This is a genomic window from Terriglobus roseus DSM 18391 (assembly GCF_000265425.1).
Classification (GTDB): domain Bacteria; phylum Acidobacteriota; class Terriglobia; order Terriglobales; family Acidobacteriaceae; genus Terriglobus; species Terriglobus roseus.
The window spans coordinates 1550045-1563998 of sequence record NC_018014.1; the positions used below are offsets into that span (position 1 = coordinate 1550045).

Here is a 13954-nt window from a genome sequence, read left to right on the forward strand (position 1 = left end):
ACGAAGGTGTGGGAAGTACGTCGTTGGCGCACGCTTTTCCTGAGCTAGACTAAAAAGGATGCGTTTCCGCGCCACACATTTGACGTGCCTTTTGTTGCTGCTTTCGAGCCTGGCGGTATCGGTTCATGCCAGCAACCTGGCGTCGACGCGGACGCCGGGTGATGTGTTTGTCCGGAATCTGCTGCTGCAGGCAGCGGTGGAGGAGTCTGAGCCGGTTCGGTCTGACTTCCCGGAGACGGGGCGTGATGTCTCTGCAGTTCCCACGCCGCACCTGTGGAATGCTGCCCATGCGGTTGCCGGGCCTGTGGCCCATACGGCGCATGTGCATGCGGTGACCGGAAGCAGCCTGTAGCGCGCTGGCAATCTCTGCCAGTTATTGCGGCCATATGAGTTGCCGCGCCCTACTCTCGCGCTACTTTTCGCACCAGCAAGGAATATTTCAGTGATTAATTCAGTATTTACCAAGGTTTTTGGTACCAGCAACGAACGCGCCGTGAAGCGCATGCAGCCGGTCCTGGACCAGATCAACGGCTTTGAGGCGTCGCTGCTGCCTCTGACGGATGAGCAGCTTCGTGGGAAGACGCTTGAGTTCAAGGAGCGCATTGCCGCTCGTACGGCGGACATTGCGGATCGCGATGAGCGCATCGCCGCGGAGAAGGTCGTTCTGGACGAGATTCTGCCGGAGGCCTTTGCGGTTGTGCGCGAGGCGGGCAAGCGTGCCGTCGGCATGCGGCACTTCGATGTGCAGATGATCGGTGGCATGGTGTTGCACCAGGGCAAGATCAGCGAAATGCGAACGGGTGAAGGTAAGACCCTGGTCGCTACGCTGCCTTGTTACCTGAATGCGCTCGCCGGCCGTGGCGTCCACGTGATCACCGTGAACGACTACCTGGCCAAGCGCGATGCCGAGTGGATGGGCAAGATCTATGGATTCCTAGGGCTGACCGTCGGTGTGATCGTGCATGACCTGGACGATCGTGAGCGCCGCGCTGCCTATGCTTCGGACATCACGTACGGCACGAACAACGAGTTCGGCTTCGACTACCTGCGCGACAACATGAAGTTCGAGCTGACGGACCTGGTGCAGCGTGGGCATTATCATGCGATCGTCGACGAAGTTGACTCGATCCTGATCGACGAAGCGCGTACGCCGCTGATCATCAGCGGACCGACGGATCAGACGACGGACAAGTATGAGCGCGTGAATCTGATCATCCCGGAGCTTGAGCTGGGTGTGTTCACGGAGACGCTGGAAGAGAAGACGTACACGGGCGACTATGTGGTCGACGAGAAGACCCGTTCGATCACTGTTACCGACGAGGGCTGGGAAAAGATTGAAGGCCTGCTTGGGATCGGCAACATCGCCGATCCTGAGAACTGGGATCTGAAGCACCACGTTGAGACCGCGATCAAGGCGCACAACCTGTACAAGCGGGATGTGGAGTACGTGGTGAAAGACGGCGAGATCATCATCGTCGACGAGTTCACGGGCCGGCTGATGCCGGGCCGCCGCTGGTCGGATGGTCTGCACCAGGCCGTCGAGGCGAAGGAAGGCGTGGCGATCCGCAAGGAAGACCAGACGCTGGCGACAATCACCTTCCAGAACTACTTCCGTATGTATAAGAAGCTCTCGGGCATGACGGGTACGGCGGAGACGGAAGCGGCCGAGTTCGACAAGATCTACAAGCTTGAGATCACAGTGATCCCGACGAACCGTGTGATGCAGCGCATTGAGTTTCCGGACGTGGTCTATCGCACGGCGAAGGAGAAGTACTTCGCGGTTGCGGATGAGATCGAGCGTCTGCATGCGTTGAAGCAGCCGGTGCTGGTGGGTACGACGTCCATCGAAAAGTCGGAGCTGCTGAGCGAGATCCTGAAGAAGAAGAACGTTCGGCACGTGGTGCTGAATGCGAAGTTTCACGAGCGCGAAGCAGAGATCGTCGCGCAGGCCGGCCGGCTTGGCATGGTGACGATCGCCACCAACATGGCGGGTCGCGGTACGGATATTCTGCTGGGCGGCAATGCGGACTTTATGGCTCGTCAGGAGCTGGTGAAGGGCGGCACGGCTCGCGCGCTGAGTGCGGTTGAGGGTGAGATTGCACCGGTCGCTGGACCAGGCATGTTCCGCTTCTACTACTCCAACCAGGAGTACGAGTGCACGCAGGCTGAGTGGGACGCGAGCACCGCGCACTTCCAGGACAATGTAAAGCGCGAGCACGAGCAGGTGCTTGCCGCGGGTGGACTGTTCATCATCGGTACGGAACGGCATGAGAGCCGCCGCGTCGATAACCAGTTGCGTGGACGTGCGGGCCGGCAGGGCGATCCGGGTGCGGCGCGCTTCTACCTGTCACTGGAAGACGACCTGATGCGCATCTTCGCGCGTGAGTGGGTGGGCACGCTGCTGCAGCGACTGGGTATGGAAGAGGGCGTGCCGATTGAATCCGGCATGATCACCAACCGTATCGCCGCTGCACAGAAGGCTGTCGAGACCCAGAACTTCGAGAGCCGCAAGCACGTTCTGGAGTACGACGACGTGATGAACAAGCAGCGCGAGGCCGTGTATGGCCTGCGGCACAACCTGCTTGAGGGCATCGACCAGAAGGAACTGATCCTGGAGGATTACACCGCGACGGCGCTGTCGAACATCCTGGATGAGTTCGCACCGGCCAACGTTCATGCGGACCAGTGGAAGGTGGAGGAGATGAAGGCGAAGCTTGTCGACATCTTCGGCACGGACTTCCCGTCGATCGACTTCACGGCAGTGAATCGTCATGAGCTGGGCGAGACGCTCTTCGAGCAGCTGGGCAAGCGTTTTGAGGTGAAGGAACAGATTCTGGGTGCGGAGACGCTGCGTTATCACGAGCGTGTCGTTCTGCTGACGGTGCTGGACGGCCTTTGGAAGGATCACCTTCTGGCGATGGACCACCTGAAGGAGGGCATTGGCCTGCGTGGGTATGCGCAGCAGGATCCTCTGGTGGCCTACAAGAAGGAATCGTTCGACATGTTCGAGGCGATGATGGCCAAGTTCCAGGAGGACACGCTGCGGAACCTTTACCGCATGCAGATCCTGGGGCCGGATGGTACGCCGATCGAGTCGCTGGAACAGCTTGCATCGCTGCAGGCGGCGGCAGCAGAGCCGATCGCACCGCCTCCGCCGCAACTGCCGTCCACGCCGCAGCGCACGACGCTGAGTGGTGGTGGTACGGATCAGCAGGCGGCACAGGCGCCCGCTCCGCAGGAGCCTTCGTATCCGGTTTCGCAGGGACCGCAGCGGCAGCAGTATGCTCCGGCGAAGGCGACGAGCGGACAGAAGCCGAAGCGCCGCCGGTAGTCGTTTGTAGAGAGAAAGGCCGCGAGCTTGCTCGCGGCCTTTTTGTTTGTCCCGAAGACTTCTAGTGTTCTGCTCGATGCGACGTTCTAGCCGAGCACTTCGTCCAGAATGACCTTGGCTTTGGTGGCCAGGGTGCGGGCGCCTTCGATGTCCTGTTTTGTCCAGGCATCGCTGGCCTGCTTCAGGAAGAGGCGTGCCTGTTCGACCTGCTGGGTGTGCAGGGCGATGGTTGCGGTCGAGATGCCGGCCAGGCGGCGCGTCTGCGTCTTTAGCAGGTCGTCTGTCTCTTGGAGCAGCGCGGTGTTGGTGGATTCGCCGCCGGTGGTCAAGTTGCCGAGATCCATGGGCGGCGGTGCTGCGACTGCCGTCTGAGTTGGCGGCGCGGCGGGTGTCGACCGGCGGCGCGGCGGCTGCGGACGGCGGACCGGCGGTACGACCAGTGGCAGTTCCGGCGAGGCGATGACGGGTTCTTCCGGCAGCGGTTCCGTTGGGTGTGAGGGTGGGGGGACGCTGATCATCTCTACGGGCGGCGGTGGTGGCGTTGCCGCGGCGACGATCTTGGGATTGCGATGGCAGCCGGCAAGGAAAAACACCGCTCCGAGTGAGAGCACGATGCGGAAACTATGAGGCCACACCGTGCAATCTGCACGGCGGGTTATGCTGCACCCATGCGGGATTGGGACTGCTCTGAACTTCCGCATATTCCCTAGGATAAATGCGCCGAAGCCTTCATGCGGCACCAGTAATTGCTGTCTTTGACGAGGAGCGAGCGGCGAGCGGAAGCCGCAGCACAAAGCAGGTGCCACGTCCGGGTGATGTTGCGTCGGTTTCGGATGAGACGTCGATGACGCCGCCGTGCAGCTGCACGATGCGATAGGTCATGGCGAGTCCGATGCCGCTGCCTGTTGCCTTGGTGGTGAAGTACAGATCGAAGATCTGCCCAAGACGTTCTGGAGGGATGCCGGTGCCGGTGTCCTTGAGTGAAAGAACTGCCATGTTGCGATCGCGTGCCAGGTTGATGTGCAGCACGCCGCCGTCTGGCATGGCCTGCATTGCGTTCAGTGCGATGTTGAGCAGGGCCTGGCGCAGGAGTTCCGCATCGGCTACGACCCTGACGGGTACGGAGGGCGAGTCTTCGGTAATGGCGACGGCGACGTTGTGTCGGTCCGCCTCGGCAGCGATCAGTTGTGTGACAGCCTGGACGATAGGCAGCAAGGGCTGCTCCTGCAAGCGCGGCTCCATGGGGCGCGAGAAGTCGGCTAGCGTCTGGACGACGCGGTCCAGCCGGCTCATCTCGCTTGCGAGTACATCCACGTGTCGCTGCGCGTCGGCATTGGGATTCTTAGAGAGCTTGCCGCGAAGCAGTTCCAAGTGAACGACCATGGCGTTGATCGGATTCTTGACCTCGTGGCCGACGCCTGCGGTCAGTCGCCCGATGCTTGCCATGCGGCGTGCGACTTCGATCTCGCGCTCCAGCTCTTCCTGCGCTGCGACGTCATGCAGCGTGAGCAGGGCTCCCATGCCGCTGCCAGGAAAACAGTCCAGTGTGAGTTCGATGGTGCGACCGCTGTCCATGGGGACAGCAAGATCTCGCACGCTGCGGCGCTCGGCGATAAGCTGCGAAAGGAGGAAGCCAAGGGCGGTTGAGGGAGGGAAGACCTCGCTCAGTGGCGTTCCGGCTGCTGGTGTCATGCCTGCGGCGAGGAAGTTGGCGGTAGAGTCGCTGGCGATGGCGATGCGCAGGTCCGCGGTGAAGAGCATAACGCCATCCTTCAGCGTTTGCAGCATGCTGTTCAGGTTGGTGGCCATCTCCGTGCGCGTCTGTTCGCTGGTGCGGATCTGTTCATCGATGCGGCTGATGGTGGACGATACGCGCTGGACCGCATCCTGCGATGCGGAGGCCTCCGCTGCTGCACGCTCGGCACCGCTGCGTGCGGAGATCACTTCTAACTCACGCCCAATCTGCTCGATCGGCCGCAGCGCGACAGCAGAAATGGCCGCGGCGACGATCAGCGATCCTCCGAGCGCAAAGAGGCAGACGATGACGGCGTCGCGCAGCCAAGGAGCGTAGGCGTTGCGCAGCAGCGTGGACCGGATGCCCAGGTGTGCGACGAGGAAGGGCTGGCCGTTGCGTTCCAGCGGCAGGCTTACATCCAGTGTTTCCGGCGCGCCGAAGAGCAGCTTGCGCTTGCTAAGCAGCGAGTTGCCACTGGCCGTCGCGAAAGAGCGGCGGTGTGGCGTGGCTGCGTCGACCATGGAGGGATCGGTGCTGACCAGGACGCGGCCGCTCGCCGTTGAAACATAGGCATCCTGCAGGCTGGACGAGTAACGGACAAAGCCGTCCAGCGTGCTTTGCAGTGTGTCGTCAGTCTGCAGCGCGTGCTCAATGGCGACGGCGAAGGCCGCTTCGCCCGCTTCAGCAGGGGGATTCTCCTTCAGGCCGCGCTGCAGTGCGGTACGGGTGGCAGCAAGAATCTGATGCACCAGCACGTCGTTCGCAGCTTCCGTCTGGCCGATGCGTTCCCGCAGCAGCTCGGATAAAAAGACGAGCGACAGCACCACCGTCAGCACGAAGGTGAAGAGCAGTGTTGCGGCGATCAGTTGCGAGCGAAGGCGCATTCGAATCAGGCTTCCTTATCGTCGAGTGCGTATTCCTTGAGTTTGTTCTGCAGCGTCTTGGAGCTGATGCCGAGGATCTCTGCCGCGCGCGTCTTGTTGTTGCGCGTGGACTGGAGCGTCTTCAGGATGAGCTGCTTCTCCGCCTCATCGACTGTTGTGCCGACGCTGAGGTGAACCATGTCGCTGGCGACTGCATTTTCCGTTACGGCTGAATGGGCACCACTCGAAAGATGTGCGCCGTGTGCGGGTGGGGTGTGCGCCGCGTCTCCAAAGCCCGGGGGCAGGTGCGAGACATCAAGCGTTTTGTTGTTGGAGAGGATGACCGCACGTTCGATGGTGTTGCGCAGTTCGCGTGCGTTGCCGGGCCAGCTATAGGTCAGGAAGCGCTCCATGACGGGCCGCGCAATGCCGGGTACCGTAGTTCCGTGACGCGTGTTCATCTCGTCGATCATGGCCGCGACCATGGCGGGGATGTCGTCACGGTGTTCGCGTAGGGGCGGCATCTGGATATTGAAGACATTAAGGCGGTAGAAGAGATCGCCGCGCAGTTCGCCTGCGGAGACGGCTGTGTGGGGATCTTTGTTGGTGGCTGCGATCACCCGCACGTTGACCGGGATTTCGTCGCGAGAGCCCAGGCGGCGCAGCTTGCGGTCTTCCAGGACACGCAGCAGCTTGGTCTGGGTTGCGGCGGGCATCTCGCCGATCTCGTCGAGAAGGAGTGTGCCCTCTTCAGCCAGTTCAAAGCAGCCGGCACGACGCTCCTGCGCGCCGGTGAAGGCGCCGCGTTCGTGCCCGAAGATCTCACTTTCGATGAGCGTTTCCGGAATGGCCGCGCAGTTTACGGCGACGAAGGGCTTGTTGCGGCGGCCACTCATAAGGTGCAGCGCGCGCGCGGCAAGTTCCTTGCCGGTGCCGCTCTCGCCCGTAATGAGGACGCTGACGTTGTTGGGCGCGATCTTTTCGATCATGGTGAAGATCTCGCGCATTTGCGGCGAGGAGCCGACCAGCGGGCCCAGTCGGCCGGTGGCCTCTGCCTCAGACTCCTCCTGTGCGATCTCTTCGTTGGCTTCCGTCTGCTGTCGCGCGTTCTGGAGGATGGTCTTCAGGCGCTGCGGATCGACCGGCTTCTGCAGATAGTCGTACGCGCCCATGCGCATGGCATCGACGGCAGAGTCAATCGAGCCCTGCGCGGTGAGCACGACGACGGCAACCTGCTGTGGAAGTTCACTGATGCGGTCCAGCAACTGCAGGCCGTCCATGCGCGGCATCATCATGTCTGTCACGACGACGTCCGGCGACCAGCGCACGACGGCGTCAAGGCCGGCAGCGCCGTCCACGGCGGTCTCCGTACGGTATCCCCAGGATGCAATCAGCTCCGCCAGTCCTGCGCGTGCGTTCGGCTCGTCTTCGACGACCAGTACTTTGGTCTGTGCCAATGAAACCCTCTCTCGTTCGATCTGTCGTTTGATGCCGCGCAGCCAACTAAGTTTGCGTATGCTGAATCTTGTGTTGCCCTATGAGATCAGCGTCGCGGAGGTTGCGCAACTACGCGCAGCCGGAACCCCTTTTACTTTGCTGGATGTGCGGGAACCTTGGGAAATTGCCACGGCCAGCATCAGCGGCAGCCTGAACGTGCCCATGGGAGAGATCCCGGCGCGCGCCAACCAGGAGCTTGACCCGGATGCGCACATCGTCGTGGTGTGCCACCATGGTGCGCGGTCGTTGTCCGTGACGGCATGGTTGCGGCGCGAAGGCTTTGAGCAGGCACAGTCTATGGCGGGCGGGATCGACCAGTGGACGCGCGAGATCGACGGCGCGGTGCCGTTGTATTAAGCGAACCCGCTTCTACCAGTGACATGCAATATCTTTCCTCATGCTGTTGGCGGTGACGCCGATAGAGCTTTTGAGCGCCGTGGAATGGCGTAGAAGTTCAATCTCAAAACGCTGATAAGCAGGAGCAAAGCGATGTCCCTCGGTGTACTGAATAACATCTCTGCCATCTACGCCCAGAACAGTCTGAGCAACACGCGGGCGAATCTTTCGAAGACGCTGCAGCAGCTTTCCTCGGGTTCGCGCATCAACTCAGGCGCGGATGATGCGGCCGGCCTGGCTGTTGCGGACGGTCTTGCGGCCAACGTAACCGCCCTGTCGCAGTCCACGCGCAACGCCAGCGATGCGACCGGTCTGCTGCAGACCGCCGATGGTGCCCTGTCGCAGGTGACCTCGCTGCTGAATCGCGCTGTGACACTGGCAACGCAGGCGGCAAACGGCACTTTGAGCACCAGCCAGGTCTCTTCTGCGAACCAGGAGTACCAGAACATCCTGACGCAGATCGGAAACATTGGCTCCACGACCAACTTCAACGGCACGTCGGTCTTCTCGTCCACGGCGCGTAACTTCTTCGTCTCTGACGGCACAACCGCAGGTTCGTCCACCTACAGCGACACGGTGGGCACCTTGAGCGCTTCCAGCGTGGGTACCACCAGCGGCGGTGGCGGCGTCGACTTCACCGCGAGTTCGATCTCGTCCCTGTCGGCGTCTTCGGCTACCAGCGTTCTTACGGCACTGACAAGCGCGATCGGCGACGTTGCCTACCAGCGCGGCACCCTGGGCGCCGACATCAACCAGCTTGCTTCGGCACAGTCGGTCGCGGCCAGCGAGCAGACGAATCTGACGGCGGCGGAAGACAGTATTCGGGCGACGGATTATGGCCAGGCCGCTTCGAACTTGTCGAAGTACCAGGTGCTGTCGCAGACGGGTATCAGCGCTCTGGCGCAGGCCAACAGCGTGCAGCAGGAAGTTACCAAGCTGCTGCAATAATTAGCGGTTCGCAGGGCAAATGGGGCGCGGATGAAATTCATTCGCGCCCATTCTTTTTCGCTGTGCAGGACGGTCTTGCCTGCGTGTTTCTTACGTGCCACTAATCGTCAGCGCATTTGCCGTGGCAGGGCGCGTGCATCGATGCGCAGACAGGAGTGCAACATGGCAGTGGTCGGGATCAGTTTCGGATCGGCGACAAGCGGCAAAGGCTTTGACGTCGCCGCCACCGTGACCAGCATCATGACGAACATGCGTGCGCCGGAGACTGCGTGGGCGACGCAGACGACGGCACTGACTGCGCAGGACGCGGCGCTGAGTTCGCTGGGAACGGACATGTCTGCTCTTTCGACAGCGCTGGCGACGCTGACTGCGTTTGATGGGGCGTTCTCTCAGAAGCAAGGCGCTGTGAGCGATACGTCGGCGGTCGCGCTGACCAATGCGACGACGGACGCTTCGGCCGGCATGCACACGCTCACAGTGCAGAATCTGGCCAACTCAAGTCAGGTGCACTCAAGTGCGATCCCGTCGGGACTTACGCTTGGCGGCAGTTTCACACTGCAGATCGGCTCGGGCGCGAGTAAGACCATCACGCTGGATGCGACGAACAACAGCGTCGCGGGCCTGGCGGCGGCGATCAACAATCTGAACGAGGGCGTGAGCGCAACGGTCATTACGGACAGCACCGGCTCGCGGCTGTCGCTGACGGGACCCAGCGGTGCGGAGAACGAGCTGACGATCGACGCGAGCGGCCTGACGGATTCGGGCGGTAACAGCGTGAGCATGACCGAAACGCAGGCTGCGGCGGATGCGCAGTACACGCTGGACGGGATACCGCTCACGAGCAGTTCCAACACCATCTCAACCGCGTTGAACGGCGTGACCTTTCAGTTGCTGGGGACGACGAGCCGCGCTGTGACGATGCAGATTGCGAACGACACCAGCACCATCTCGTCCGCCCTTGCCAGCTTCGTCTCGGCGTTTAATACTCTCGCGACGGCGCTCGCGGGCCAAGAGGCGAAAAACTCGACGGGTGCTGCGGAGCCTCTTTTCGGCGACCAGACGTTGTCGCTGATCCAATCGCAGATCTCCACGGCACTGGCCTTTGCGACAGGCAATACCGGCAAGAGCAGCAACCTGGCGCAACTGGGTATCACGGTCGGCACGGGCGGGCAGTTATCGCTGGATAGCAGTGCGCTCTCGACGGCGCTCTCCACCAACTTTGCCGGAGTCAGCAACTTCTTCCAGAATGTAGGCGACTTCGGACAGAACCTGACCACAGTCCTGAACGGTCTGGGGAACTCAGGGAATGGCGCGCTGGCTCTGCGGAGCGCTCAAAACACCTCGCAGGAGAAGACGCTTGCCGACAACAAGACCAACCTGGAGACGCGATTGGCAACCTACCAGACCCAGCTGACCAGCGAACTGAACTCGGCGAACGAGGTTCTGCAGAGCATACCGTCTCGACTCAGTGAGATCGACCAGATCTTTGCAGCGATCACGGGTTATAAGAGCAGCTAATTTTTCGGCGGAGGGTGACAACGATGAACTATCAGGAACATGCGCTTGCCGGAGCTACCGGCGTGGACTTGATCGTTGCCCTGTACGACGGCTGGATCCGTTTTCTTCATCGGGCAGCGGACGCGGCAGACGACGACGATGTTATCGAGCGCCGCTTTGCAGTGAAGCGTTCGCTCGATATCCTGATGTATCTCGAAGCGCGTCTGCGGCCGGATATCGGCGGCGAGCCGGCGCGGGCTCTTTCTGACTTTTATGCAGCCATGTTCACCATGACACTGGAGGCTTCCAGCGCGGGGTCTGCTAAGGAATTACGCAAGGTCGTTGACTGCGTGCGGAACGTGAAGGAGGCGTGGGTGATCGTCGCTCGCGATCCTGAGGCGAACCGTGTCCTGCCACGCGAACTGCGTACCGCGCAGGAACGGCGTCCGCAGGCATCGGCGTTATTTCCACCGGCAAGTGCCAATACCGTCCAAACGACCAAATGGAGCGCCTGATTTCGATCGGTATCGAAAGATATTGCCGCGAATTGGCGTTGTCAGGTGTACTCTGCATGAAACTTTGCTCCTCAACGTTGAGGAGCGGAAGATACTAACGCTTTTGGCCAATAAGTAGTGTTAACAGGCCCGATTTGTCGGGTATCTGGCACAATATCACTTAGTCTGCTAAGGAAACCAAGGTGGGTGGTAGCGCATCTTTTCCTATGTAGCCTGGTCGTTAAAAGTCGGTATGCGCAGTGCATGCCATCATCCCCCCGCTGCCGAGGTGTAGTTTGAGCAAAATGTTGAGTTCCTGGAAAGAAATCGCGCACTTCTTCGGTAAGGGAGTGCGTACCGTGCAGCGTTGGGAGAAGACGCTTGACCTGCCGATTCACCGCCCACCAGGTGCGCCCAGCAATGTGGTGCTCGCTCGCACGAGCGATCTGGAAGAGTGGATGCATCGTGGTCCCGTCTCGCGTGCCGAACTGGATGGTCCAGTCGTTACAGGTCAGTCGGACTCCAGCGTCTCCCTTACCGCTCTTGAGCGGGAGGTTGCTTACCTGGCGGAAATCACCGGTATCAAAGCTGTCGCGGCGGAGGCTTCTGCTTCGGCTCAGGATCGCGTGAGCGCACTGACGGAGCTGATCGCTGAAGCGAACAGCCGCCTTTCGGAGCGTACTGGTATTCGCGCCGCGTAACAGGTTTTCCGCTTCGCAATGACACACCCGCCAACATGGCGGGTGTTCTTGTATGCGGCCCAAGTGAGCGCTCGCTGGTGGGCTGCGCGACGGCCTCAAGCGATACCATGAGACCTGCGCCAACGTTTACGCGGCGCGGCTTGGAGTAACAGCATCATGGCTTATCGCGACCTGCGCGAATGGATTGCGCGGCTGGACAAGTGTGGGGAACTGAAGCGCATCAAGATCGAGGTCGATCCTGACCTGGAGATGGCAGAGATAGCGGATCGTGCCGCCAAGATGAACGGCGGCAAAGGCGGTCCGGCGCTGCTGTTCGAAAACATCAAGGGCCATCCTGGCGCCCGCGTGCTGATGAACCAGTTCGGCAGTGAGCGCAAGATGCGCATGGCGCTGGAGTGCAACTCGCTGGACGAGATCGCCGGCCGCATCGACACCCTGCTGAAGCCGCAGATGCCGTCGACGTTGATGGACAAGCTGAAGATGCTGCCCATGCTGGCGGAGATCGGGTCGTTCTTCCCGAAGGTGATCGAGCGTCGCAACGCACCCTGCAAGGAAGTGATCCAGACGGGCGACAGTATCGACTTGCTGGATATCCCCGTGCTCAGAACCTGGCCGGGCGATGCAGGGCGTTTCATCACGCTACCGCTGGTCATCACGCGCGATCCTAAGTCCGGCAAGCGTAACACCGGTATGTACCGCATGCAGGTCTATGACGAGCGGACGACCGGGATGCACTGGCAGCGGCAGAAGAATGCTGCCGAACACTTGCGTGATCGTCTGCGCGCGACGGCGACCAGTGATGCAGAGCGCGTAAACCTGATGGCCATGACAGCCGGCGGCACAAGTGCTTCCGGTGCGGCTGCGGATAGTCTGCCCGGCGTGACGCTCTCGCGCATCCGTGGCGAGCGGATGGAGGTGGCCGTCGCCATCGGCACCGATCCAGCCATGACCTTCAGCGCCATCGTTCCCGCACCGCCCGAGATCGAGGAGTTCCTCATCGCCGGCTTCCTGCGGCAGCAGCCGGTGGAACTGGTGAAATGCGAGACGGTGAACCTGGAGGTGCCAGCGCACGCCGAGTTCATCCTGGAGGGCTACGTCGAACTGGGCGAGCTGCGGATGGAAGGACCGTTCGGCGATCACACTGGCTTCTACACCATGCCGGAGGAGTACCCGGTCTTCCACCTGACGGCCATCACGCACCGTAAGAACCCGATCTACGCCGCGACCGTCGTCGGCAAGCCGCCGATGGAAGATGCATGGCTGGCGAAGGCGGTCGAGCGCATTTTCCTGCCGCTGATCAAGCTGACGATGCCGGAGATTGTGGACATCAACCTGCCGCCCGAGGGCGTCGCGCACAACCTGATGCTCGTCTCGATCCGTAAGAGCTACGCGGGACAGGCGCGCAAGGTGATGAGCGGCATCTGGGCGCTGGGTCAGGCGATGTTCACGAAGTGCATCGTGGTCGTCGACGAGGATTGCGATGTGCAGGATGTGGGCGAGGTCGTGCTGCGCGTTGCGAACAACATCGACCCGGAGCGCGACATTCAGTTCACGCTGGGCCCCGTCGATTCACTCGATCACGCGTCCCGCATGCCGAACTACGGCAGCAAGATGGGCATCGACGCCACCCGCAAGTGGGCCGCAGAAGGCTTCACACGGCCGTGGCCGCAGATGCTGGAGATGCCGAAGGATGTGAAGACGCACGTGGACGCTATCTGGTCGAAACTTGGTATTTAGCTTGCACCGGCCTTCGCTGTATTTCATACTTGCGGTATGAAACTCGCAGCGAAGGTCGGTGAGCGCGGTCAGGTCGTGATCCCCAAGGCCATTCGCGAAGAGTTGGCGATTGGCAAGGACTCGGCGGTCGAATTCGAATTGAAGGGAAAGGTTCTTACCCTTCGACCGAAGAAGAATCTTGAGAAGATCCGCAAGGCCCTCGCGCAATACAAAGGGTCTCAGACGGGTGCGCTGAGGGCTGATGGCTTTGCGTCTGTCGATGAGTACATGCGCGTTATCCGGTCGCGATGATTACCGCGATCGATACGAACGTTCTTCTTGACCTGATCGACAGTGATGCTGGAAAGGCAGACGATGCCGAAGAGGCGCTCCTGCTGTGTTCCGGAGATGGATCGCTGACCATCAGCACCATCTGCTACGCGGAACTGGCTCCCCGCTTCCCCGACCAGGCCCCACTCGATGCGTTGTTGAGTCGCCTTGCGATTACGGTTTCCGATTTGGATCGCCGTGGAGCCTTCCTCGCCGGTAAGTTCTTTGCGGAGCATCTTCGTCGTGGTGGTAAGCGTACCCGCATCTTGCCGGACTTCCTGGTCGCAGCCCATGCAATGCAGGCCGCAGACAGGTTATTGACCAGGGACGGACGCTTCTACCGGGATGCGTTCTCAAAACTCAACGCACTCTCACCCGCTGAGCTAATCGCCCGCCACCGGAAAGCTTCACAGCGGAACCAGGCGCTATAGCAAGCCATTCAGTCC

General features: G+C 61.1%; 13 protein-coding genes. 10 read left to right on the plus strand and 3 right to left on the minus strand.

Annotation, left to right across the window (positions count from 1 at the left end):
• Window positions 1–58: 58 nt before the first annotated feature.
• Together TERRO_RS06470 and secA are read left to right on the plus strand one after the other, a co-directional pair.
• Window positions 59–352, plus strand: coding sequence for a hypothetical protein (locus TERRO_RS06470; protein WP_014785193.1), 294 nt, complete (start codon window positions 59–61; stop codon window positions 350–352).
• Window positions 353–442: 90 nt separating this feature from the next.
• The gene (gene secA, locus TERRO_RS06475; protein ID WP_014785194.1) at window positions 443–3331 is read left to right on the plus strand and encodes a preprotein translocase subunit SecA; all 2889 of its coding nucleotides are present in this window, start codon (window positions 443–445) and stop codon (window positions 3329–3331) included.
• Window positions 3332–3417: 86 nt separating this feature from the next.
• On the opposite strand, the gene TERRO_RS06480 is transcribed toward secA, so the two are convergent.
• Genes TERRO_RS06480 through TERRO_RS06490 form a run of 3 tightly spaced genes read right to left on the minus strand, consistent with a single transcriptional unit; the run spans window position 3418 to window position 7386 of the window.
• On the minus strand, window positions 3418–4032 hold the full coding sequence (locus TERRO_RS06480; protein WP_157178277.1) for a hypothetical protein: 615 nt from the start codon (window positions 4030–4032) through the stop codon (window positions 3418–3420).
• A gap of 28 nt (window positions 4033–4060) precedes the next feature.
• Window positions 4061–5950 carry a two-component system sensor histidine kinase NtrB gene (locus TERRO_RS06485; RefSeq protein ID WP_014785196.1) on the minus strand — a complete coding sequence of 630 codons (1890 nt, stop codon included), beginning with the start codon at window positions 5948–5950 and terminating at the stop codon, window positions 4061–4063.
• 5 nt (window positions 5951–5955) lie between these two features.
• The gene (locus TERRO_RS06490; RefSeq protein WP_014785197.1) at window positions 5956–7386 is read right to left on the minus strand and encodes a sigma-54-dependent transcriptional regulator; all 1431 of its coding nucleotides are present in this window, start codon (window positions 7384–7386) and stop codon (window positions 5956–5958) included.
• A 58-nt stretch (window positions 7387–7444) separates the two neighbouring features.
• Between TERRO_RS06490 and TERRO_RS06495 the strand changes: the two genes are divergently transcribed.
• The 8 genes from TERRO_RS06495 (at window position 7445) to TERRO_RS06530 (ending at window position 13939) form a co-directional block, all read left to right on the plus strand.
• Entirely contained in the window at window positions 7445–7783 is a 339-nt protein-coding gene (locus TERRO_RS06495) for a rhodanese-like domain-containing protein (protein ID WP_014785198.1), read from the plus strand.
• Between the two features lie 132 nt (window positions 7784–7915).
• Window positions 7916–8770 carry a flagellin gene (locus TERRO_RS06500; RefSeq protein WP_014785199.1) on the plus strand — a complete coding sequence of 285 codons (855 nt, stop codon included), beginning with the start codon at window positions 7916–7918 and terminating at the stop codon, window positions 8768–8770.
• 162 nt (window positions 8771–8932) lie between these two features.
• Window positions 8933–10288, plus strand: coding sequence for a flagellar filament capping protein FliD (gene fliD, locus TERRO_RS06505; RefSeq protein ID WP_014785200.1), 1356 nt, complete (start codon window positions 8933–8935; stop codon window positions 10286–10288).
• Between the two features lie 23 nt (window positions 10289–10311).
• Window positions 10312–10782 (plus strand): flagellar export chaperone FliS, encoded by a 471-nt coding sequence (locus TERRO_RS06510; protein WP_014785201.1) that lies wholly within the window; start codon window positions 10312–10314, stop codon window positions 10780–10782.
• 284 nt (window positions 10783–11066) lie between these two features.
• Window positions 11067–11462, plus strand: a complete 396-nt coding sequence (locus tag TERRO_RS06515) for a hypothetical protein (RefSeq protein ID WP_041592488.1) — start codon at window positions 11067–11069, stop codon at window positions 11460–11462.
• 156 nt (window positions 11463–11618) lie between these two features.
• Window positions 11619–13199, plus strand: coding sequence for a UbiD family decarboxylase (locus TERRO_RS06520; protein WP_014785203.1), 1581 nt, complete (start codon window positions 11619–11621; stop codon window positions 13197–13199).
• A gap of 36 nt (window positions 13200–13235) precedes the next feature.
• A complete protein-coding gene (locus TERRO_RS06525) occupies window positions 13236–13490 on the plus strand; it encodes an AbrB/MazE/SpoVT family DNA-binding domain-containing protein (protein WP_014785204.1) in 255 nt (84 codons plus the stop codon).
• Complete coding sequence (locus tag TERRO_RS06530) at window positions 13487–13939, plus strand: type II toxin-antitoxin system VapC family toxin (RefSeq protein WP_014785205.1); 453 nt, start codon at window positions 13487–13489, stop codon at window positions 13937–13939. Before TERRO_RS06525 ends, TERRO_RS06530 begins: the two co-directional genes overlap by 4 nt.
• Window positions 13940–13954 lie beyond the last annotated feature (15 nt).